This window comes from Streptomyces pristinaespiralis (assembly GCF_001278075.1).
Lineage (GTDB): Bacteria > Actinomycetota > Actinomycetes > Streptomycetales > Streptomycetaceae > Streptomyces > Streptomyces pristinaespiralis.
On record NZ_CP011340.1, the window covers coordinates 8,206,443 to 8,226,745 of the forward strand.

At 73.5% G+C, this 20,303-nt stretch carries 19 protein-coding genes and 1 pseudogene; 8 read left to right on the forward strand and 12 right to left on the reverse strand.

Annotation, left to right across the window (positions count from 1 at the left end; genetic code table 11):
• Positions 1 to 139 precede the first annotated feature (139 nt).
• Positions 140 to 1,087 carry an MBL fold metallo-hydrolase gene (locus SPRI_RS35110; RefSeq protein WP_005321652.1) on the forward strand — a complete coding sequence of 316 codons (948 nt, stop codon included), beginning with the start codon at positions 140 to 142 and terminating at the stop codon, positions 1,085 to 1,087.
• A gap of 79 nt (positions 1,088 to 1,166) precedes the next feature.
• On the opposite strand, the gene SPRI_RS35115 is transcribed toward SPRI_RS35110, so the two are convergent.
• The 6 genes from SPRI_RS35115 to SPRI_RS35140 all read right to left on the reverse strand — a co-directional run bounded on the left by SPRI_RS35115 (position 1,167) and on the right by SPRI_RS35140 (position 6,744).
• Positions 1,167 to 1,625 (reverse strand): nuclear transport factor 2 family protein, encoded by a 459-nt coding sequence (locus SPRI_RS35115; RefSeq protein ID WP_005321655.1) that lies wholly within the window; start codon positions 1,623 to 1,625, stop codon positions 1,167 to 1,169.
• A 15-nt stretch (positions 1,626 to 1,640) separates the two neighbouring features.
• Positions 1,641 to 2,894, reverse strand: coding sequence for a glycosyltransferase (locus tag SPRI_RS35120; protein ID WP_005321657.1), 1,254 nt, complete (start codon positions 2,892 to 2,894; stop codon positions 1,641 to 1,643).
• Entirely contained in the window at positions 2,891 to 4,099 is a 1,209-nt protein-coding gene (locus tag SPRI_RS35125; RefSeq protein WP_005321660.1) for a ketosynthase chain-length factor, read from the reverse strand. The genes SPRI_RS35120 and SPRI_RS35125 overlap by 4 nt, the downstream gene beginning before the upstream one ends.
• Positions 4,096 to 5,370 (reverse strand): beta-ketoacyl-[acyl-carrier-protein] synthase family protein, encoded by a 1,275-nt coding sequence (locus SPRI_RS35130; protein WP_005321663.1) that lies wholly within the window; start codon positions 5,368 to 5,370, stop codon positions 4,096 to 4,098. The genes SPRI_RS35125 and SPRI_RS35130 overlap by 4 nt, the downstream gene beginning before the upstream one ends.
• Positions 5,367 to 5,621: an acyl carrier protein gene (locus tag SPRI_RS35135; RefSeq protein ID WP_005321667.1), complete on the reverse strand. Its 255-nt coding sequence runs from the start codon at positions 5,619 to 5,621 to the stop codon at positions 5,367 to 5,369. Before SPRI_RS35135 ends, SPRI_RS35130 begins: the two co-directional genes overlap by 4 nt.
• A gap of 73 nt (positions 5,622 to 5,694) precedes the next feature.
• The gene (locus SPRI_RS35140; protein WP_005321670.1) at positions 5,695 to 6,744 is read right to left on the reverse strand and encodes a ketoacyl-ACP synthase III family protein; all 1,050 of its coding nucleotides are present in this window, start codon (positions 6,742 to 6,744) and stop codon (positions 5,695 to 5,697) included.
• A gap of 196 nt (positions 6,745 to 6,940) precedes the next feature.
• On the opposite strand from SPRI_RS35140, the gene SPRI_RS35145 reads away from it, so the two are divergent.
• Together SPRI_RS35145 and SPRI_RS35150 are read left to right on the forward strand one after the other, a co-directional pair.
• Complete coding sequence (locus SPRI_RS35145) at positions 6,941 to 7,948, forward strand: acyltransferase domain-containing protein (protein ID WP_005321673.1); 1,008 nt, start codon at positions 6,941 to 6,943, stop codon at positions 7,946 to 7,948.
• A 30-nt stretch (positions 7,949 to 7,978) separates the two neighbouring features.
• On the forward strand, positions 7,979 to 9,010 hold the full coding sequence (locus SPRI_RS35150; RefSeq protein ID WP_005321676.1) for an LLM class flavin-dependent oxidoreductase: 1,032 nt from the start codon (positions 7,979 to 7,981) through the stop codon (positions 9,008 to 9,010).
• Between the two features lie 125 nt (positions 9,011 to 9,135).
• Here the strand turns inward: SPRI_RS35150 and SPRI_RS35155 are convergent, their stop codons facing one another.
• Genes SPRI_RS35155 through SPRI_RS35165 form a run of 3 tightly spaced genes read right to left on the reverse strand, consistent with a single transcriptional unit; the run spans position 9,136 to position 11,736 of the window.
• A complete protein-coding gene (locus tag SPRI_RS35155) occupies positions 9,136 to 9,879 on the reverse strand; it encodes an SDR family NAD(P)-dependent oxidoreductase (RefSeq protein ID WP_037775588.1) in 744 nt (247 codons plus the stop codon).
• 34 nt (positions 9,880 to 9,913) lie between these two features.
• The gene (locus SPRI_RS35160; RefSeq protein ID WP_005321681.1) at positions 9,914 to 10,723 is read right to left on the reverse strand and encodes an SDR family NAD(P)-dependent oxidoreductase; all 810 of its coding nucleotides are present in this window, start codon (positions 10,721 to 10,723) and stop codon (positions 9,914 to 9,916) included.
• Positions 10,720 to 11,736, reverse strand: a complete 1,017-nt coding sequence (locus SPRI_RS35165; RefSeq protein ID WP_050791651.1) for an NHL repeat-containing protein — start codon at positions 11,734 to 11,736, stop codon at positions 10,720 to 10,722. Before SPRI_RS35165 ends, SPRI_RS35160 begins: the two co-directional genes overlap by 4 nt.
• Before the next feature lie 198 nt (positions 11,737 to 11,934).
• On the opposite strand from SPRI_RS35165, the gene SPRI_RS35170 reads away from it, so the two are divergent.
• From SPRI_RS35170 to SPRI_RS35185, 4 genes are all read left to right on the forward strand, one after another.
• Entirely contained in the window at positions 11,935 to 13,002 is a 1,068-nt protein-coding gene (locus tag SPRI_RS35170; RefSeq protein ID WP_005321690.1) for a glucose-1-phosphate thymidylyltransferase, read from the forward strand.
• Complete coding sequence (rfbB, locus tag SPRI_RS35175) at positions 12,999 to 14,006, forward strand: dTDP-glucose 4,6-dehydratase (RefSeq protein ID WP_005321698.1); 1,008 nt, start codon at positions 12,999 to 13,001, stop codon at positions 14,004 to 14,006. Before SPRI_RS35170 ends, rfbB begins: the two co-directional genes overlap by 4 nt.
• Before the next feature lie 84 nt (positions 14,007 to 14,090).
• Positions 14,091 to 15,014 carry a nitroreductase/quinone reductase family protein gene (locus SPRI_RS35180; RefSeq protein ID WP_005321700.1) on the forward strand — a complete coding sequence of 308 codons (924 nt, stop codon included), beginning with the start codon at positions 14,091 to 14,093 and terminating at the stop codon, positions 15,012 to 15,014.
• 3 nt (positions 15,015 to 15,017) lie between these two features.
• Positions 15,018 to 16,151, forward strand: coding sequence for a glycosyltransferase (locus SPRI_RS35185; RefSeq protein ID WP_005321702.1), 1,134 nt, complete (start codon positions 15,018 to 15,020; stop codon positions 16,149 to 16,151).
• Positions 16,152 to 16,171: 20 nt separating this feature from the next.
• Here SPRI_RS35185 and SPRI_RS39645 read toward each other — a convergent pair.
• The 3 genes and pseudogenes from SPRI_RS39645 to SPRI_RS35195 form a co-directional block, all read right to left on the reverse strand.
• A pseudogene (locus SPRI_RS39645) lies at positions 16,172 to 16,447 on the reverse strand (IS200/IS605 family accessory protein TnpB-related protein); the annotation flags it as partial.
• Between the two features lie 674 nt (positions 16,448 to 17,121).
• Positions 17,122 to 18,111 (reverse strand): Gfo/Idh/MocA family protein, encoded by a 990-nt coding sequence (locus SPRI_RS35190; RefSeq protein WP_238996194.1) that lies wholly within the window; start codon positions 18,109 to 18,111, stop codon positions 17,122 to 17,124.
• Positions 18,108 to 19,346 carry an activator-dependent family glycosyltransferase gene (locus SPRI_RS35195; RefSeq protein WP_005321706.1) on the reverse strand — a complete coding sequence of 413 codons (1,239 nt, stop codon included), beginning with the start codon at positions 19,344 to 19,346 and terminating at the stop codon, positions 18,108 to 18,110. The genes SPRI_RS35190 and SPRI_RS35195 overlap by 4 nt, the downstream gene beginning before the upstream one ends.
• Before the next feature lie 125 nt (positions 19,347 to 19,471).
• Between SPRI_RS35195 and SPRI_RS35200 the strand changes: the two genes are divergently transcribed.
• Positions 19,472 to 20,299: an aromatase/cyclase gene (locus SPRI_RS35200; protein WP_005321708.1), complete on the forward strand. Its 828-nt coding sequence runs from the start codon at positions 19,472 to 19,474 to the stop codon at positions 20,297 to 20,299.
• Positions 20,300 to 20,303 lie beyond the last annotated feature (4 nt).

Below are 20,303 nucleotides of genomic sequence, written 5' to 3' on the forward strand. Positions count from 1 at the left end.
GCCCCGGGGCGGGCCGTCACCTCGCAACGCTCTGACCGGCCGGTCGCGATCCGCTCAAATGCGCCTGGAGGGTCGAGGACGCCACAAGCGGCCCGCAGCAGACTCGGCCCGTTCCCGCCGTCTGCCGTGAGGAGAGGCCGTGCCGTCCAGCACCACCGTCCCTGCCCGAGCCCCCGCGCCCCCCGGCCGGGCGACGGAGGTCGCCCCGGGCGTCCACGCCTACCTCCAGCCGCCCGGCGGCTGGTGCCTGAACAACGCGGGCATCATCGTCTCCGGCGGCGAGAGCGCCCTCGTCGACACCGCCGCGACCGACTCCCGCGCCCGGCACCTGCGCACCACCGCCCTCGCCCTGAACGGGGCGAGCGCCCCCCGCACGGTCGTCAACACCCACTTCCACGGCGACCACGCCTTCGGCAACCACCTGTTCCCCGAGGCGCTCGTCATCGGCCACGAACGCACCCGCAGCGAGATGATCGCCGCCGGCCTGCACCTGACCGGCCTGTGGCCCGACGTCGACTGGGGCGACATCGAACTCGCCCCGCCCACCCTCACCTTCACCGACCGCCTCACCCTGCACGTCGGATCGGTGCGCGCCGAGCTGGAGCACATCGGCCCCGCGCACACCTCCAACGACACCGTCGTGTGGCTGCCCGAACAGAAGGTCCTGTTCACCGGCGACCTGGTCATGAACGGGGTGACACCGTTCTGCCTGATGGGCTCGATCACCGGCTCCCTGGCGGCCATGGAACGGCTGCGGGCCTTCGGCGCCACCACGATCGTCCCCGGCCACGGCCCCCTCGCCGGGCCCGAGGTGTTCGAGCAGACCGAGGGCTATCTGCGGCTGGTCCTCCAACTGGCCCGCGACGGCCACCGCGCGGGCCGCACCCCGGTCGAGGCCGCCCGCGACGCCGACCTCGGCCCCTACGGCACGCTCCTGGACAGCGAACGCCTGGTGCCCAACCTGCACCGCGCCTACGCCGAACTGGACGGCACCCCGGCAACCGACCCGCTGCCCATGCCCGTCATGCAGACGGCGCTCGGCGAGATGATCGAATACCACGGCCGGCTGCCCTGCTGCCTGGCCTGAACACCACCCGCACAAGGAAAAAGGGGGCGGCCCGCCGGCGGGCCGCCCCTCTCCTCGTGCCGGTGCGCCCGGCGCGGTGTCAGACCACGTAGTCCGGGCTGACCTTGCGGAACTTGGTGCGCAGCTCACCGTCCTCGTAGGCCAGGACATCGGTGACGAAGCAGCTCGGCCCGACCATCGGCTCCGAGACGCCGGGCCGCGTCTGCAGCACCACCGCGTAGTACTCGGTGCGCAGCGTGCCGTCGTCCTGGGGGAAGACCTGCAGCATGTTGAACCAGTGACGGCGCTGCACCGGGTCGGCGGCGTGCCGGGTGTTCTGGTACTCCCGGATCGCCGCGGCGATCGCGGTACGCCCCACCAGCGGGTCGGCGCCCGGACGGTGGTCGAAGACACCGTCACCGGTGAACGACGCGGCGAACTCCTCGGCCCGCATGGTGTCCAGGTGGCGCACCTGGCCGGCGTAGAACTGCTGCACCTGTGCGTACAGGGCACTGATGTCGAGGTCGGTGGACGGGGCGGTCGCCACGGTCGGGGTCACGGGAATCTCCTGAGGTCAAGACGTCATGGATTGCGCGGTCACGGACCGCACGGCACGGTCCAGTACCTGCGCGGGGCTGGGCTGGGCGGCCATCTCCGCGCTCACCTCGGCCGCCGCGCCGGCGAACGCCGGTTCGGTGAGCAGCTGCTGGACCAGGGCCCGCAGCCGCGGCCCGTCCGCCTCCGCCGGATCGAGCATCAGACCGACCTTGCGGTCCACCACCCGGCGCGCCACCAGCGGATTGTCGGAACCGCCGGGCAGGACCAGCTGCGGCACCGCGTAGTGCAGCGCGGTCGCCATCGTGCCCGAGCCGCCGTGGTGCACCACCAGCGAGCAGGTGGACAGGAACGTCGACAGCGGCAGGAAGCCCGCCACCCGCACATTGCCCGGCAGCTCCCCGAGCTTGGACAGGTCCGTCGAGTGGTCGGCGAGGATCACCTCGACGTCCAGCTCGCCCAGCCCCTGCAGCAGCGACGCCAGCGCGCCGCCGTCCGACAGGAGCGGCGTGACCGTGCCCAGCGTCAGACAGATCCGCGGCCGCTCGGGCCGCACCAGCGCCCACGCGGGCAGCTCCACACCGCCGTTGAAGGGCACGTAGCGCATCGGCCACCACGGGGTGCCGTCGCGGACGTCCGGCTCGTCGTGCGCCAGACCGCCCATGCTCGGCGCCCGCGGGTCGATCCGGGCGATCAGCTCCGGCTCACGGTCGCCGATGCCGAGCTCGGCGCGCAGCGCGGCCACCACGGGGGAGTCGTCGGCGACGATGCCGCTGCGGTCGTTGTGACCGGAGGTGCCGGTCACCTCCGGATCACGCATCGACCACGAGACCCGGTTGCCGACCTCCAGCGCCGGGATCCCCAGCGCCACCGCCGCCATCCGGCCGGCCTGGTGGTCGGAGGTGTAGACGATCAGCTCGGCGCCGAAGTCGCGGCCCGCGGTGATCGTGCCGCCGGTGGAGGCGAGCGTGAACAGCTCGAACGGCTTGAGCCGCCCGGCCAGTTCCCAGTAGCCCGTGGGCAGGTCCGGGTCCTCGAAATCGGCGGAGCCGGGCCCGGGGGCCTTGCCGGCGGCGGCGAGCATCAGGTCCGCGCCCACGTCGCGCCGCGGGAACACGTTCGCGATCGGCAGGCCCGACTCGGCGCCGACCTTCGTCATGTAGGCGGTGGTGGCCACCAGGATCTCGTGCCCGGCGGCCCGCGCCGCCCACACCAGCGGCACCAGCGGCAGCATCAGCCCGTAACCGGGCGCCGCGGCGAAAAGGATCCTCACGAGCGCACCACCATCGCCGAGTTGTAGCCGCCGTTGCCGCGGGCGACGACCAGCGCCGTGTGCAGCTCGGCCCGCCGCGGCCGGCCCGTCACCAGGTCCAGCCGGTACTCGTCCGGCACGTCGGTGACGTGCGCGGTGGCCGGGATGATCTGGTCACGCAGCGACAGCAGCGCGGCGACGACGTCCAACGGCGCCCCGCCCGCGTACAGCCGGCCCGTCAGCGCCTTGGGCGCGCTCACCGGCACCCCGCACGGCCCGAACACGGCGGCGAGCGCCTCGGCCTCGACCCGGTCCAGCTCCGGCACACCGCTCGCGTCCGCGAACACCACGTCCACCTCTTCGGGCGTGATCCGCGCGTCCTTCAGGGCCCCGCGGATCGCGGCGGCCAGCGCCGGCGGCCTGCCGGAACCCGGCCGCGGGTCGAACGTGGCCGCATGACCGGCGAGTTCGCCGTAGACGCACGCGCCCTCACGCTCCCGGGCCGCCTGCGCGTCCTGAAGGATCAGGTACGCGCCGCCCTCGCCCGGCACGTAACCGCTCGCCGCCGTGTCGAAGGGCAGGAACGCGCGCTGCGGGTCGTCGGCCTCGCTGATCCGCCCGGTGGCCAGGTGCGACACCCAGCCCCACGGGTCGTAGGAGGACTCCACCCCGCCCGCGATCGTCAGCGGCGTGCCGCGGCGGATGGTGCGCCGCGCCAGCGCGAGCGCGTCGAGACCGCCCGACTGGTCGGCCACCAGCACACTGCCGGAGCCGCGCATCCCGTGCCGGATCGAGATCTGGCCGGTGTTCGCCGCGCAGAACCAGGCGAACGACTCGTAGACGCTGACGCTCTCCGGCCCCTTGGTCCACAGCTTCTGGATCTCACGGTGGGTGAACTCGAAACCGCCGTGGGCGTTGGAGGAGATCACCCCCATGTCCAGGTCCGGCACGGACTCGAGGTCGATACCCGAGTCCTCGATCGCCGCCTGTGCCGCCACCAGCGCCAGCCGGGTCACCCGGTCGGTCTGCGGCAGCAGCCGGCCCGGCAGCGCCTGCGCGGCCTTGAAGTCGCGGATCTGGCCGGCGAGCCGGGACGGGTAGCCGCGGGCGTCGAACCGCTCGAGCGGGCCGATACCGCTGCGCTGCTCCAGCGTCGCGGTCCAGAACTCCTCGGTGGACTGCCCGTTGGGGGCCATGACGCCGAGCCCGGTGAACACCACTGTCATCGCGTCGCTCCTTGCAGCCTGCGGACAACCATCGCGCTCTGGAACCCGCCGAAGCCGCTGCCGACGGTCAGCGCCGTGTCGACCCTGGCCTCACGCGCCGTCACCGGCACGTAGTCGAGGTCGCACTCGGGGTCCTTCTCGTGCAGATTGGCCGTCGGCGGGATGACACCGTGCTCGATCGCCAGCGCACAGGCCGCGATCTCGATCGAACCGATCGCGCCGAGCGAGTGCCCGATCATCGACTTGATCGAGCTGACCGGCGTCGTGTACGCGTGCTCGCCCAGCGCCCGCTTGAAGGCGCCCGTCTCGTGCAGGTCGTTCTGCCGGGTGCCCGAGCCGTGCGCGTTGATGTAGTCCAGGCCGTCGCGCTCGACGCGGCCCTCGTCCATCGCCGCGCCGATCGCCTCGGCCATCTCCCGGCCCTTGGGGCTCAGACCCGTCATGTGGTAGCCGTTGCAGCGGTTGGCGTACCCGGCGATCTCGCCGTAGATCTTCGCCCCGCGCCGCCGGGCGTGCTCCAGCTCCTCGAGGACGAACATGGCCGCCCCCTCGGCGATGACGAACCCGTTACGGGTCGCGTCGAACGGGCGTGCCGCGGTGGCCGCATCGTCGTTACGGGGCGTCGTCGCCTTGATCGCGTCGAAGCAGGCGACCGCCAGCGGCGTGATCGCCGCCTCCGTCGCCCCCGCGAACACGACGTCCGCGCTGCCCTCGCTGATCAGCTGATGGGCGTTGCCCACCGCGTCGATGCCCGACGTGCAGCCCGTGGAGACGGTGTTGACCGGCCCTTCCGCGCGCATGTCCCAGCCGACCTCGGTGGCGATCGTCGCCGGCGTGAAGTAGTCGAACAGATGAGGGGACGCGTACGCGTGGTCGACCAGCCAGTTCCTGCCGGTGTCGGAGAGCACCAGGTACTCCCGCTCCAGGCTGGTGGCCGCGCCGATCGCCGTACCGACGCTCACCCCGGTCCGCGCCGGGTCGGCCGCATCGAGGTCCAGGCCGCTGTCGGCGAGCGCTTCACGCGCGGTCACCAGCGCGAACTGCGAGGCACGGTCGAGACGGCGGGTCTCACGGTGGCTCAGCCCGTGCGCCGCCGCGTCGAAGTCGACCTCGCCGGCGACCTGGGAGCGGAACTCGGACGGGTCGAAGGCGGCGATGCGGCGGGTCGCGGTACGGCCCGACGTCATCAGGTCCCAGAACGCCTCCGTACCGTCGCCGCCGGGGGCCAGGACCCCGATGCCCGTGATGACCGTCCGGCGCCGCCCGCTCATGCGGCGGCGACGGAACGCGAAAGCTCCGCCACGGTGTCGAGCAGCACCCGCGGAGTCTCCACGGTCGCGATGTCCTCGTCGGCGATCACCACACCGAACTCCTGCTTGATCCGGCCCGCGGTCTCCATCAGCGCCAGCGAGTCGTAACCGAGGTCGGCGAACGGGGTGTCCAGGATGTCCCCGTCCAGGCTCCCGGTCTCGTCCTCACCGGCGCACTCGACGAGGATCCTGCGGAGATCATCGATGGTCATGAAAATCTTCTCCCTCTCGTGAGCCGGCCCCGGTTGGCGGGGCGGCATACCTTCCGGACTCTGCGGCGAGGCGCTACAGGTCTGCTTGAGCGGCGGCGGACGCCGGCCAGGCGGGCACGTCGGTGAACTCCACGACCGCCGCCGACCAGGTGAAGCCACCGCCCACACCCAGCAGCAGCGCCCGCGCCCCCGCCCGCGCCCGCCCGCTCTCCACCAGATGCGTCAGACCCGCGAACTGGTCACCGGCCCCCAGATGCCCGATCCCGCGGCTCCAGGACCACAGCGTCCGCTCGGGGTCGATGCCGTAACGGCGGAAGAAGTTCACATCCAGACGGCGCCGGCCCAGGTGCGGCAGCACGAACCAGTCGATGTCCGCCTGCTGCGCCTTGGCCTCCTCCAGGGCCCGCTCGATCGTCTCCGTCTGCGCGTTCGCCATCCGCGCGACCGACCGCTGCCCCTCCGCGGTGCGCAGGTACACCCGGGTCGTCGCCTCGAAGTCGACGGGGCAGCGCACCGCCAGCGGCGCGTCACCCGGCGGGTCCTCGCCCCGATGCATCTCCTCGAGCCCCGGCTCCGACACCAGCACCAGCGACACCAGACGCGCGAAACCCCGCCCGCGGGCCACGACCGTCGCCGTCGCCCCGTCCGCCAGGACCGTGCCCGGATCGGTGCGCCAGCGGTCGATGCCCGGCGCGCAGAACCGGTCCGCCGTGGTGATCATCGCCGCGGGCGCCCCGGTGGCCGTCAGATGCGCGGCCGCCAGCTCGAGTGCGGCCATACCGCCGTTCGACGTCTGACGCACCTCCATCGCCGGGCAGCGGTTGCCCACCCCCAGCCGCTGGACGTACGACGCCGGCGCCCACATGTCGTAGCCCTGGTGGTAGAGCGACGCGTGCAGCAGCAGCGCGATGTCGTCGGGCACCACACCCGAACGCCCCAGAGCCGTACGGGCCGCGGCGACCGCCATGTCCGGCGGGCTCTGCTCGCCCACCGTCACACCCGTGCTCTGCATACGCCGCACGGACACCGCGTCGACCAGGCCACGGGCGACCGCCTCCTCGGCGGGCATCACCGCCGGCAGCCGGGTGGCGCAGGCGCGCAGATAGACGTCGTCCCACCGCACCGTCGCATCCTTCCTGGGGTACCTCGCCGGGCAACCGGCACCGGCCGAGCCTCGCCCCGCACGATGGACCCCTCCTCGAGCCGCACTCGGGACGGGCACCCGGCCCCGGCCGGGGACTGGACCGGTCCTCGAGCGAACCTCCACGCCCCCACGGCAGGTTGACGCCACCACCCGGACACCGCAGAAGGGCCCGCGCATGGACACCCTGCTCGACGCGCCCCGCGACGTGGTGCTGCTGCTGCCCGGCCAGGGCGCCCAGTACCCGCGCATGGCCGCCGGACTCTACGACAGCGACCCGGCGTTCACCGACGCCGTCGACCGGTGCCTGGCCCTGTTCCCCGACGGCGAGCTGCTGCGCGACGACTGGCTCGCCGAGCAGCCCGCCATCGGCATCGACGACGTACGCCGCGCCCAGCCGCTGCTGTTCACCCTCGACTACGCGCTCGGCCGCATGGTGCTCTCCTGGGGCGTACGCCCCGCCGCGCTCCTCGGCCACAGCGTCGGCGAACTCGCCGCGGCCACCCTGGCCGGCGTGTTCACCCTCGAGGACGCCGTGGCCGTCATGCACGACCGGGTCACCCGCATCGCCCCCACCGAACCGGGCGGCATGCTGACCGTCGCCGGCACCCCCGACGACCTGCGCCCCTTCCTCGCCCGCCACCCCCACATCGCGATCGGCGCACGCAACGCCCCCCGGCAGACCGTCCTCGCCGGCCTGAGCGCCCCCCTGCGGGCCATCGCGGCCGACCTGCGCGGCGCGGGCATCACCACCCTGCCGGTCGCCGCCCACCACCCCTTCCACAGCCCGGTCCTCGCACCGCTGTTCAGGGACCTGACGCTGTACCGGCGGATCACCGCCCACCCGCCGCTCTTCCCGCTGTGGTCGGCCTTCACCCGCACCCGCCTGGAGGCGGACACCGTCGCCGACCCGGCCCTGTGGGCCGGCCACCCCGTCGCCCCCGTGCACTTCTGGCCCACCCTCGACAAACTCCTGTCCACCGGCCGCCACCTGCTGCTGGAGACCGGCCCGGGCAAGGGCCTCACCACGATCGCCTGCCGCCACCGCTCCGTGAAACTCGGCCGTCACACCGCCGCCGCGCTGCTGCCCGCCCGGCCCCGCACCCCCGACGACGACCGGCTCCACACCGACCGCGCCCGCGAACTGCTGCACACCACCACGGCCCTGGCCCCCCAGCCGGCCTGACCGCCCCCGCCCACCAGAAGGACACCGCTCATGCGCCTGGCAGTGAACCTCCCCTACCAGGGGGCCGGCGAACTGGCCCGCGAGGCCGAACGCCTCGACTACGACATCGCGTTCGCCTCGGAAGGCCTCAAGTCCGATGCCGTCAGCGTCCTGGGCCTGGCCGCCGGCCTGACCAGCCGCATCGCGCTCGCCTCCGGCATCATGCAGATCCCCGCCCGCCCGCCGGGCGCCGCGGCCCTGTCCGCCGCCACCCTCCACGCCCTCAGCGGCGGCCGCTTCCGCCTCGGCCTCGGCGTGTCCAACCCGCACGTCTCCGACGGCTGGTACGGCGTCGACTTCGCCCACCCCCTGGGCCGCACCCGCGAATACGTCGACATCGTCCGCCGCGCCCTGGCCGGCGGCCCCGTCCGCTACGACGGCACCCACTTCAAGCTGCCCGCCCACGGCCTCGGCGGCGCGCCGCTGACCGTCCTCACCGAACGGCCCGACACCCCGATCCCCGTCTACCTCGGCGCGGTCGGCCCGCAGAGCCTGCGCCTGGCGGGGGAGATCGCCGACGGCTGGGTCAGCGGCTTCACCACCCCGCAGCTCGTCGCCGACTCCGTCACCCGGCTCGCCGCCGGCCGCGAACGCGCCGGACGGACCCTCGACGGCTTCGAGGTCATCCCCTACACGGCCGTGTCCGTCGCCGACGACCTCGAACAGGCCGCCGCACCGCTGCGCACGCACTACACCGGGCTGCTCGCCATCGGCGGCGCCGACAACTTTTACTGCCGGCTCGCCCGCGGCATGGGCTTCGACGCCGGCATCGACGCCTTCCAGGACCGCCTGGCCGCCGGCGACCGCCCCGGCGCCGCCGCAGCGATCCCGCTGGACTTCATCGACGCGACCGCCCTCCTCGGCCCCGTCGGCCGCATCGCGGACCGCATGCACGCCTGGGCCCGGGCCGGCGTCACCACGCTGAGCGTCCTCATCTCCGCGAACGACACGCCCCTCAATGCGCGCAAGCACACCCTGGCGGCCGCGGCCCAGGCCCTGGAGAAGGCGGGCCTGCGCACCTGAGCCCCCGAGACACCCCCGCCCCGGACCCCCTGCCGGGGCGGGGGCCCCGTTCACCGCCCCGGACCGTGTGCCGACGAAGCCCCGGCCCCCGCCCGCACGGAAACCGGGACAGGGGCCGGGGCAGGTCAGCGGACCAGGGTGCCGCCCCCGTCGACCATCAGGACCTGACCCGTCGTGTACGTGGCACGGATCAGCGACAGGACCGCTTCCGAGACGTCCTCCGGCCGGCCCACACGCCGCAGCGGGGCGACCGCGGCGACCTGCTCGGCGATGGCCGCGAAGAAGTCGCTGCCCTCGGTCCAGCCCGTTTCCACCAGACCCGGCGCGACCGCGTTGACCCGCACCTGGGGGCCCATCGCCACCGCGAGCAGACGGGTCATGTGCTCCACGGCCGCCTTGCTCACCGCGTACGGGATCGAACTGCCCGTCGGCCGGCTGCCGGCCACCGAGGAGACGTTGACCACCACGCCCTCGCCGCTCTCGCGCAGCGCCGGCATCGCGGCCACCGTCGTCTGCCAGGTGCCGAAGACGTTCAGATCGAAGATCTCCCGCCACACCGCCGGACTCGCCGCCTCCAGATCCGCGTGCGGAACCGCCCGCGTCACACCGGCGTTGTTGACCAGGATGTCCAGACGCCCGTAGTGCTCGACGGCACGGGCCACCAGCCGGCGGGCCTGGTCCTCGTCCGAGACGTCCGCCTGGACGTACAGGGCGTCGGGCAGCGACGCCGCCACCTTCTCGCCCGCCTCCACCGAACGCGCCGAGTTGACGACGACGCTGATGTTCTCGGCGGCCAGCCTGCGGGCCACCGTCTCGCCGATGCCCGTCGACGAACCCGTCACCAGGGCCACGCGTCGCTGAGTGCTCATCACCAGGTGCTCCCTGCTCTCGAGGACGTGCCGGTCAGTAGTTGCCCAGGCCGCCGCAGACATTGAGCGCCTGCGCGGTCACGGCCGCCGCGTCCTCGCCGACCAGGTACTCGACCATCGCGGCGACCTCCCGCACCTGCACGTAACGGCCGTTGGGCACCCGGGTGGTGATGCGCTCGTACGCCTCCTGCTCGGTGACCCCCCACGCGCCCGCGTAACCGGCACGGACCTTCTCCGCCATCGGCGTCTCGACGAAACCGGGGCACACCGCGTTGACGGTGATGCCGGTACGGGCCAGCTCCAGGCCGAGCGCCTTGCTGAAGCCCACCACACCGTGCTTGGACGCCGAGTACGGGGCCGCCAGGACCACGCCCTGCTTGCCGCCCGTCGAGGCGATGTTGATGATCCGGCCGCGGCCCGCCTCCTGCATCCCGCCCGCCGTCAACACTTCCTTGGTGACCCGGAAGACACTGGTCAGATTGGTGGCGATGACATCGGTCCACAGCTCGTCGGTGATCTCCGCGGTCGGACCCCCGCCGCTGCGGCCGGCGTTGTTGACCAGGATCCGTATCGGACCGTGCTGCTCGACGACCGTGCGCACCAGCTCCGCGATCTGCTCCTGCTCCCGCACGTCGCACACCGAGCCGGTGACCGCGAGGCCCTCCTCCACGAGCTCCTTGACCGTGCTGCTCACCGTCTCCTGCGAACGACCGCACAGATGCACCGGCGTCCCCGCCGACGCCAGCCGCCGCACGATCTCCAGACCGATGCCGCTGGTGCCGCCCGTCACCAGCGCGACCCGCTGCTCCCGCGTCCCGCCCTGGCCCTTGGTGGTCTCGCTCATGCCGTCTCCTCCTGTGTGTGTGCGCTGCGGTGGGTGCGCCGTACCAGGGGCACGGCGGTCGAGTGGTACGGGGTCTGGTGGGTCGGCGTCGTCGGGCCGAAGTTCGACACGTAGAGCCGGTCGCCGTGGACGGCGACGGCCGACGGCCCGTCGAAGTCGGGGTCGGTGATCCGGGTGACCGGCACGGCACGGGTGCCGGCCGCGTCCAGCCGCAGCACATCGACCGCGTCGCGCTGGGCGACGTACGCGGTGGTGCCGTCGAGCCGGATGCCGTTGCCGGACGGCAGCACGGCGCCGCCGAGCGGGATCCGCAGGGCGGCGCCGGTGGCCGGATCCACCCGCATCAGAGCGCCCCCGGCGAGCAGGTGCACCACGATCAGCGCCCGGCCGTCCGGCGTCGGCGAGATCCCCAGCGCCGTCACCTCGCCCGGAGCGCCCTGCACCCAGTCACCGGACAGCGGCACACTCTCCACCTGCCGCGCCGACGGCAGTTCACCGCGCGGCCCCAGCGGGATCCGGTACAGCACCGGGCGGAAGGCGTCGGTGACGTAGGCCGCGTCCGCCAGCACCGCCACATCGGCGACGACCGTGCCCTCACCGCCCAGCCGGTACGAGGCGAGGTCCCGGCCGGTGGTCACGTCCATCACCCGCGCCAGGCCGCTGTAGGCGCCGCTGATGAACAGCCGCCCGCGGCAGTCGAGCGCGATGCCCGCCGCGCTGTTGCCCTCGCCCAGGTCGGGGGAGATCACCTCGCCCCGCCCGGTGGCCAGATCGGCCCGGTAGATCTCCCCGCCGAACAGGGAGCCGTAGTACGCGTAGGGCAGCCGGCCGGCGGCGACACCGCCCGGGTGGAACCCGGTCGGCAGCTCGATCCTGACCGGCCACGCCCCCGGGCCCCGGGGCCGGGGCGCCGCGGCCCAGGCGTTCGCGGCGGCCGGGCCGGCGAACGCGGCGCCGGCACCCAGGGCTGCGCCGAGCCCCAGCAGGCGGCGCCGGGACAGTGTGCTGTGCATGGCGAATGTCTCCCGTTTCCGACTCGGGTCGTCCGGTCCTTTCCGGCCGACCCTGGTTTTCGGTCATCCGTCGAGGTGCGACTGTGCCACCGACACGGCGGGCGGGGCCCGGTCATGGACACGTGCTGGAGCGGAGGTCCGCCTGCGCCCGATCCGGTCCCCAGCCGGATTTGAGCGCGGCCCCATAGCGTCCGGGCCATGAAGGCTCTCGTCCTGTCCGGAGGTTCAGGCACGCGCCTGCGGCCCTTCACCCACACCGCGCCCAAGCAACTGGTCCCGGTGGCCAACAAGCCCGTCCTCTACTACGTCCTGGAAGCCGTCGCGGAAGCCGGCATCACCGAGGTCGGCATCGTCGTCGGCGACACCGCCGACGAGATCCGCGACGCCGTCGGCGACGGCGCACGATTCGGCCTGGAGGTGACCTACCTGCCGCAGGAGGCACCCCTCGGCCTCGCCCACGCGGTGCTGATCGCCCGCGAGTTCCTCGCCGACGACGACTTCGTCATGTACCTCGGCGACAACTTCGTCGTCGGCGGCATCGCCGACCTCGTCACCGGGTTCCGCGCCGAACGCCCCGACGCGCAGATCCTGCTGACCCGGGTGCCCGACCCGTCCGCGTTCGGCGTCGCCGAACTCGACGACGAGGGACGGGTCGTGGGCCTGGAGGAGAAGCCCGCCAAACCCAAGAGCGACCTCGCGCTCGTCGGCATCTACCTGTTCACCCCCGCCGTGCACGAGGCGGTCCGCGCCATCGAACCGTCGGAGCGCGGCGAACTGGAGATCACCCACGCCATCCAGCGGCTCATCGACGACGGGCACGACGTGCGCTCCACGACGATCAGCGGCTACTGGAAGGACACCGGCAACGTCACCGACATGCTCGAGGTGAACCGGTCCGTCCTCGAAGGCATCGAACCGCACACCGCCGGCACCGTCGACGCCGCCAGCGAACTCATCGGCCGGGTCCGCGTCGAGGCCGGCGCGGAGGTCCGCGGCTCACGCATCGTCGGCCCCGCCGTCATCGGCACGGGCACCCTCATCAGCGGCTCCTACGTCGGCCCCTACACCTCGATCGCGGAGAACTGCCTCATCGAGGACAGCGAGATCGAATTCTCCATCGTGCTGCGCGACTCCCGCCTCGAAGGCGTGCCCCGCGTCCAGGCCTCCCTCATCGGACGCAGCGTGACCGTCACCCCCGCCCCGCGGATACCGGCCACCAACCGGCTCATCCTCGGCGACCACAGCAAGGTGCAGATCTCCTCATGACGACCCGAATCCTGGTGACCGGCGGAGCCGGCTTCATCGGCTCCCACTACGTGCGCACCCTCCTGGGCCCCCACGGCGACCCGGACGTGACCGTCACCGTCCTCGACGCGCTCACCTACGCCGGCAACCCGGCCAACCTCGACGCCGTCCGCGACAACCCCCGGTTCACCTTCGTCCACGGCGACATCTGCGACGCCGGCCTCGTCGACACCCTGATGCCCCGCCACGACCAGGTCGTCCACTTCGCCGCCGAGTCCCACGTCGACCGCTCCATCGCCGGCGCGGCCGACTTCGTCCGCACCAACGTCGCCGGCACCCAGACCCTGCTGGACGCGGCCCTGCGCCACGGCCCCACCACCTTCGTCCACATCTCCACCGACGAGGTGTACGGCTCGATCGACATCGGCTCCTGGCCCGAGACCGACCCCCTCGCCCCCAACTCCCCCTACTCCGCCGCCAAGGCCTCGAGCGACCTCATCGCCCTGGCCCACCACCGCACCCACGGCCTCGACGTGCGCATCACCCGCTGCTCCAACAACTACGGGCCGCACCAGTACCCGGAGAAGGTCGTCCCGCTGTTCATCACCCGCCTCCTCACGGGCCGCCGCGTGCCGCTGTACGGCGACGGCGGCAACGTCCGCGACTGGCTGCACGTCGACGACCACGTCCGGGGCATCGAACTCGTCCGCACCAAGGGCCGCTCCGGCGAGGTCTACAACATCGGCGGCGGCACCGAACTGTCCAACAAGGAACTCACCGCACTGCTCCTGGACGCCTGCGACGCCGACTGGTCCAGCGTCGACCACGTCGCCGACCGCAAGGGCCACGACCGGCGCTACTCGGTCGACTGCCGCAAGATCACCCGCGAACTGGGCTACGAACCGCGCACCGACTTCACCGACGGCCTGGCCCGCACCGTCGCCTGGTACCGCGACAACCGCGCCTGGTGGCAGCCGCTCGAGGAGCGCTCGAGCGCCGGTCGAGGAACCGGCGGCCATCCTTGACCGGCCGGTGACCGGCCGGTGATCGTCGAACCGGTGCCCCGCCGGTTCGAACACTGACGCAACAACCGAGGAGAACGCATTTCCATGGCAGACGAGCTGCAGCCCTTTGTCGCGGACTGGAACCGGCCGGTCGTCGAGGAGTTCCGGGCCAACGGCGGCAAGGTCGGCGGACCGTTCGCGGGCGGCACCCTGGCGCTGCTGACCACCGCCGGCGCCAGGAGCGGCCGCGCGACCACCAGCCCCGTCGGCTACATGGAGATCGACGGCAAGGGCGTCGTCATCGCCTCGGCGGGCGGCGGCCCCAAGAACCCCGCCTGGTACCACAACCTGCGCGCCAACCCCCTCCTGACCGTCGAGGTCGGCACCGAGAAGTACCAGGCCAGGGCCACCGTCCTGGAGGGCGAGGAGCGGGAACGGGTCTTCGCGAAGGCCTGCGGGATCGCCCCCGGCTACGCCGACTACCAGAAGAACACCGAGCGGATCATCCCCGTCGTCGTCCTCGAGACCGAGACCTACGACGACGGGCGCCGCGCCCGCGGCCTGGGCCAGGAACTGACCGAGATCCACGGCTGGCTGCGCGGCGAGATCGCCGAACTGCGCCGCCAGGTCGCCGACTTCGCCGCCGGACGCGCCGACACCGTCGACATCGGCGACAGCACCCTGCTGCAGCAGCTGCGCGACAACTGCCTCAGCTTCTGCAAGGCGCTGGAGGTCCACCACGGCGGCGAGGACCAGGGCGCCTTCCCCGTCCTGGAGTCGAAGTTCCCCGGCCTCGCGCCGACCCTGGCCAAGCTCCGCGAGGAGCACAAGGTCGTCTCACAGCTGCGCGGCGACATCGCCGACCTCGTCACCCGCCTGGAGCCGGGCGACCCGCAGGGCCTGCAACACGAGCTGGAGCGCCTGACCGGCGAACTGGAGCGCCACTTCGACCACGAGGAGGCCGCGGTCGTCGCCGCGCTCGACGCACTGGCCTTCGCCCCCGCCCACCGCGGCGCGCCCCCGGCCTGAACCATGCGGATCCTCTTCCTCGCCGGCGGCAGTCCGGCCACCGTGTTCGCCCTCGTGCCGCTGGCCACCGCCGCCCGCAACGCCGGCCACCAGGTGCTCATGGCGGCCACCGCCGACATGAGCGGCGTCATCACCTCCGCCGGACTGCCCGCCGCGCCCGTCACCGAGCGGACGATGCGCGACTTCATGCTGGCCGACCGCGACGGCACCGCGCTGACGCTGCCGGCGGACGCGGGGGAGAGGATGCACTTCGGCGGCCGCGGCTTCGGCCGGCTGGCCGCCGGCAGCCTGCCCGCGCTGCGGGAGGCGGGCCGCGACTGGCGCCCGGACGCCGTCGTCGGCGGCACCCTCGCCTTCGGCGCCGCGCTGCTGGCCGCCGAGCTGAAGATCCCGTACGTGCGGCACGCCTGGGACATGGGCGAGCCCGCCGAGATGGACCGGGGCGCCGAGGACGAACTGGCCCCCGAACTCAGGGCCCTGGGCCTGACGTCCCTGCCCGCGCCTGACCTGTGGATCGACATCTGCCCGCCCAGCGTCGCGGACCCCGGCGCACCCGCCGGCCGGACCATGCGGTTCGTGCCCTGCGGCCGCCAGCAGCCGCTGGAACGCTGGATGTACACCCCCTCCCAGCGGCGCCGGGTCTGCGTGACGGCGGGCAGCCGGGTCAGCAAGGACTACGAGTTCGACCACCTCGACGCCCTCGTCTCCCACGTCGCCGGTCCGGACGTGGAAGTCGTCGCCGCCGCCCCCGAGGACGTCGCGGCGGCCCTGCGCGAACGGCACCCCGGCCTGCGCGCCGGCTGGCTGCCGCTGGACACGGTCCTGCACACCTGCGACCTGCTCGTGCACTCCGGCGGCGGCCAGAGCGCGCTGACGGCCGTGCACGCGGGTGTGCCGCAGCTCGTCGTCCCCACCATGCCGAAGGTCCTCGCCCCCAACCAGCGCCTGGCCGCCTACGGCGCGGCCCGCGTCCTGCCACCGGGCGAGGACGGCCCCGAGACCGTCGCCGCCGCCTGCCGCGACATGCTGGCCACCCCCTCCTACGCCCGGCGCGCCGGAACCCTCGCCGCCGAACTGGCCGCCCTGCCGGGCCCGGCAGAGACCCTCACCGCGGTTCAGGCCCTGACCCGCACCTGACCGCACCTCCGCGACCGTTCCTAGTCAGTGAGCAGGAGTGAGTCTTGGACCCATTCCTGGTCGCTGCGGGCACCCCGAACGGTGTTGGGTGCCCTGGTTGCCCGCGTTCGTTCCGCGTCCGGGGGCACGCATCGTGTGCGTGGTCCGGGGATGCGGGGGCGGGTTTCCTCACGCCCAGGGGCACGCCGGTCGGCCTGGACGGTCCGATGCCCCGCACGATCGCTCTGGTCGTGCGGGGGCGGTGTCGTCCGTCGCCGGATCGGGTGCCCTTGGGCGCGTCTGCCGATCGCGACCGAAGGTCCGGTGACCACGAACGGCGCCGCCACCTCCCGCAGACCGCCCACGGTGATCACCACCCCTCCTGTCCTGGACCACACACACCCGCCACCACCCCCAACGACCACCACCCGCAAAGGTCACCCATTCGACAGACGAACCCCCGTCCACCCCGCGAGCCCTCACACACCACAGCCCACACCAACTCACCCGCACACGGCAGAACTCACTCATACGAAGTCAAACAGCAGCAGTTCACGACCCCCGAAAGGACTCCCCGGGGCCCCCGGGTACGCCGGTGCCCGGAGCCGTCGGGCAGCGCGGGCAGGCGGGCGCGCCCGGCCGACCCGGGTACGCGCACCGCGCCGCTGCACATGAGCGAGCCTCGGATCTGAACCGACCTGATCGGACCTGACCCGGCCCGGACGTGACGTGGCCCGGCAGGACGTGGCCTCTGCCGGACCGCCCCACCGGACTTGGCCTGCGGGCTTCATCGCACGCCGTGACCACCCGCGACGCGCCGCCCCACCGGCCCCCGGGCCCCACCGGCCCCCGGGCCCCACCGGCCCCCGGGCCCACCGGCCCCCGGGCCCCCCGGGCCCACCGGCCCCCGGGCCCCCCGGGCCCACCGGCCCCCGGGCCCCCCGGGCCCACCGGCCCCCGGGCCCCCCCGGGGTCGCGGGCGCCGCAGGTGTCAGGTCGCCGCCGCGCGGCGGATCGCGGCCAGCAGGTCGGCCTGCGCCAGCAGGTCGCGCAGCTCCCCGCCGGCGGGCACGGTGTCCCCGCCCCGGACCGCCGCCGTGAACGCGGCGAGCGTGGCCGCCACCTGGTCCTCGGCCGCAAGCTCGACCGTGCGGGCACCGGCTGCGTCCTCCACCACGATCCGGGGCCGGTGACCGGCCGGCGGGGTGAACGCGCGGTCCACCGTGATGCGGCCCTCGCTGCCCCACAGTTCGTAGCGCGAGCGGTACGCGTCGTCCATCCCGAACGTCAGCTGCGCGCTCACCCCGTCGGCGCGGCGCAGCAGCGCGGCGCCCGAGGTCTCCACACCGCGGCCCGCTGCGTCCCGCAGCACCGCGCCCGCTACCCGCAGGCCGGGGCCGAGCAGGTGCACCGCGGCCCGCACCGGGTACAGGCCCACGTCCGACAGCGCGCCGCCGCCCAGGTCCGCGTCGAAGCGGATGTCCCCGTCGGCGGGGGAGGGGATCGTGAACGCCGCGTGCAACGACCGCAGTTCGCCGATCACACCGTCACCGACCATCGCGCCGACCGCCCGGTGCTGACCGTGGTGCACGAACATCACGTTCTCCCGCAGCACCAGCTTCCGCCGCCGTGCCCGCTCCAGCAGCGCGCGGGTGCGGGCCGGGTCCGTCGTCAGCGGCTTCTCGGCCAGGACGTGCTTGCCCGCCTCGAGCGCCGCCTCCACCCAGACGGCGTGCAGCGCCGCCGGCAGCGGGATGTAGAGGGCGTCCACGTCCGGGTCGGCGAGCAGCCGCTCGTACCCGCTCACCGGACGGGCGCCGTGGGCGCGGGCCGTCTCGGCGGCCCGGGCGGGCGAACGGCTGGCGACCGCGGCGAGTTCGATGTCCGGCGCGGCCGCCATCGCGGGCAGCACCCGGCGGCGCGCGATGTCCGCGCACCCGAGGACCCCGAACCGCAGCACCCCCGCCGCAGGCGCCGTCACCGGCGGTGCTCCGCGGTCAGTTCCTCCAGCACGGACACGAACTCGGCCGGGCCGGGCGCCTGGTTGATCTCCGCGCGCAGCGCCTGCGCGCCCTCGCCGAACGCCGGCTCCTCCAGCAGCCGCGTGATCTGCTTGCGCAGCAGCTCCGTGTCGAACTCCTCGGTGGTGACGACCAGTCCGGCGCCCCGGCCGGCCATGAAGCGGGCCGTGGTCGCCTCGCTCCAGCACGGCATCGGCACGATCAGCTGCGGCACGGCGGCCGCCGTGGCCGCCGCGAACGTCCCCCCGCCACCGTGGTGGATGATCGCCGAGCAGCTCGGCAGGATCTGCGCCAGCGGCACGTACTCCGTCAGCCGGACGTTGTCCGGCACCCGGGTCACCGTCTCCAGCATCGCTCGGTGCAGCGTGGCGACCACCTCGACGTCGAGGCCGGCCAGCGCGTCGACCACCTCGGGGAAGGAGACACCGGCCGCCTTGAACAGCTGACGGCCGCGGCCGCCGATGCCCAGCGTCAGCAGCACCCGCGGCCGCTCAGGCCGCTCGTGCACCCAGGCCGGGGCCACCGCGCTGCCGTTGTAGGGGACCCGCCGGATCGGCTCGTAGCGGTGGGGGAGCGGCAGGCGCAGCGCCTTGGGCATCGGGTCGATGGTCCACTGGCCGAGCAGCAGGTCCTCCGAGTACTCCAGCCCGTAGCGTTCGAGCATCGGCGCCATCAGCGCGTCCACCGGGTCGCCGGACCGGTCGTCCCGCCGCTCGAGGGACTTGCCGCGCAGCCAGCCGATGTTGTCCTGACCCCACAGGAAACGCGCGTGCGCCGCGCCCGTCACCCTCGCCGCGACACCCGCCGCCACACAGAACGGGTCCCACACCACCAGGTCGGGCCGCCAGCCGCGGCAGAAGGCCACCAGGTCGTCCACCATCGGCGTGAACATCCGCAGCATGCCGGTCAGCCCCTGCCACTGGCGCTCCCACTGCGGGGCGTCACCCGTGTCCAGGGACAGCGCGTCGCTGAGGCTGTCGAGCATCTCGAAGTTGTCGTTCCACTTCACCGCGTCGGCGAGCACCTCCCGCGAGCCCAGCGGCACCGCGGGCAGTCCGGCCTCGGTGACCAGACGCACGGTGTCCGGGTGGATGGCCACCCGCACCTCGTGGCCCGCGTTCTGCAGCGCCCAGGCGAGCGGAACGATCGGATGCACATGGGCCGTGGCCGGGAACACGGTGAACAGAACACGCATGACAGCGACTCCAGTCGTCCTATGGGAGGTTCACACTCCGTGCGGCGGCTCGATCCCGGGTCGAGGAGGGATCGAGACGGCTGGGCGAGATTGCCGGGTGACACGAGCCCGCCCACCGTCTGGAGATGCGGATGACAGCCGCCGGCCGCTCGGCCGAGTACGTCGCCACGACCCCGGCCCCCGCACGGCGGGCCTACCGGCTGATCGCCGGCATCGACCGCTGGCCCCTGCTGTTCGCGCCCTGCCTGCACGTCGAACAGCTGGGCCCAGGCCCCGACGGCGGCGACCGCTTCCGGATGTGGGTGGCCTCCGGCGACGACGTGCGCGCCTGGACCTCTACGCGTCACGCCGACGAGCAGGCACTGCGGGTGACCTTCCGTCAGGAGCGGCCGAGCGCCCCGCTGTCCGCCGCCGAAGGCACCTGGCGCTTCGAACCGGACACCGCCGGCACCCGCATCACGCTCACCAACGCCTACACCCTCACCACCGCCGACGAGGCGACCGCGACGTTCCTCGCCGGCGCGCTCGAGCGCCACAACGCGGACGAGGTCGCCGCCGTGCGCTACTGGGCAGAGCGCCCCGAGGACCTCGACGACCTGATGTTCTCCCTGACCCAGGAGATCCTCCTCGACCTGCCCGCCGACACCGTCCACGACCTGCTGTGCCGCGGCGCGGGCCCCCGTGTTCGCCTGCCCGGGCGGCGCCTGGTCCTCAGCGGCCCCGCGGCGCCCGCGCCGCTGCGCGCGCACACCGCCACCTGGAGCGTCACCGACGACGGCGCCCGCAGCCGGGTCCTCGTCCGTCACGACGCGGCCCTCGACCCGGACGCCGCCGCCCTGGGCGGGGGCCCGGCGCGGGCCCGCGCCACCGCCGAAGAGCAGCTGCGCCGCAGCAGCCTTCAGATCCTGGAGAGCGCCGGTGCCCACGCCGCGGACCGGGCCACGGCCCGCTGACCCC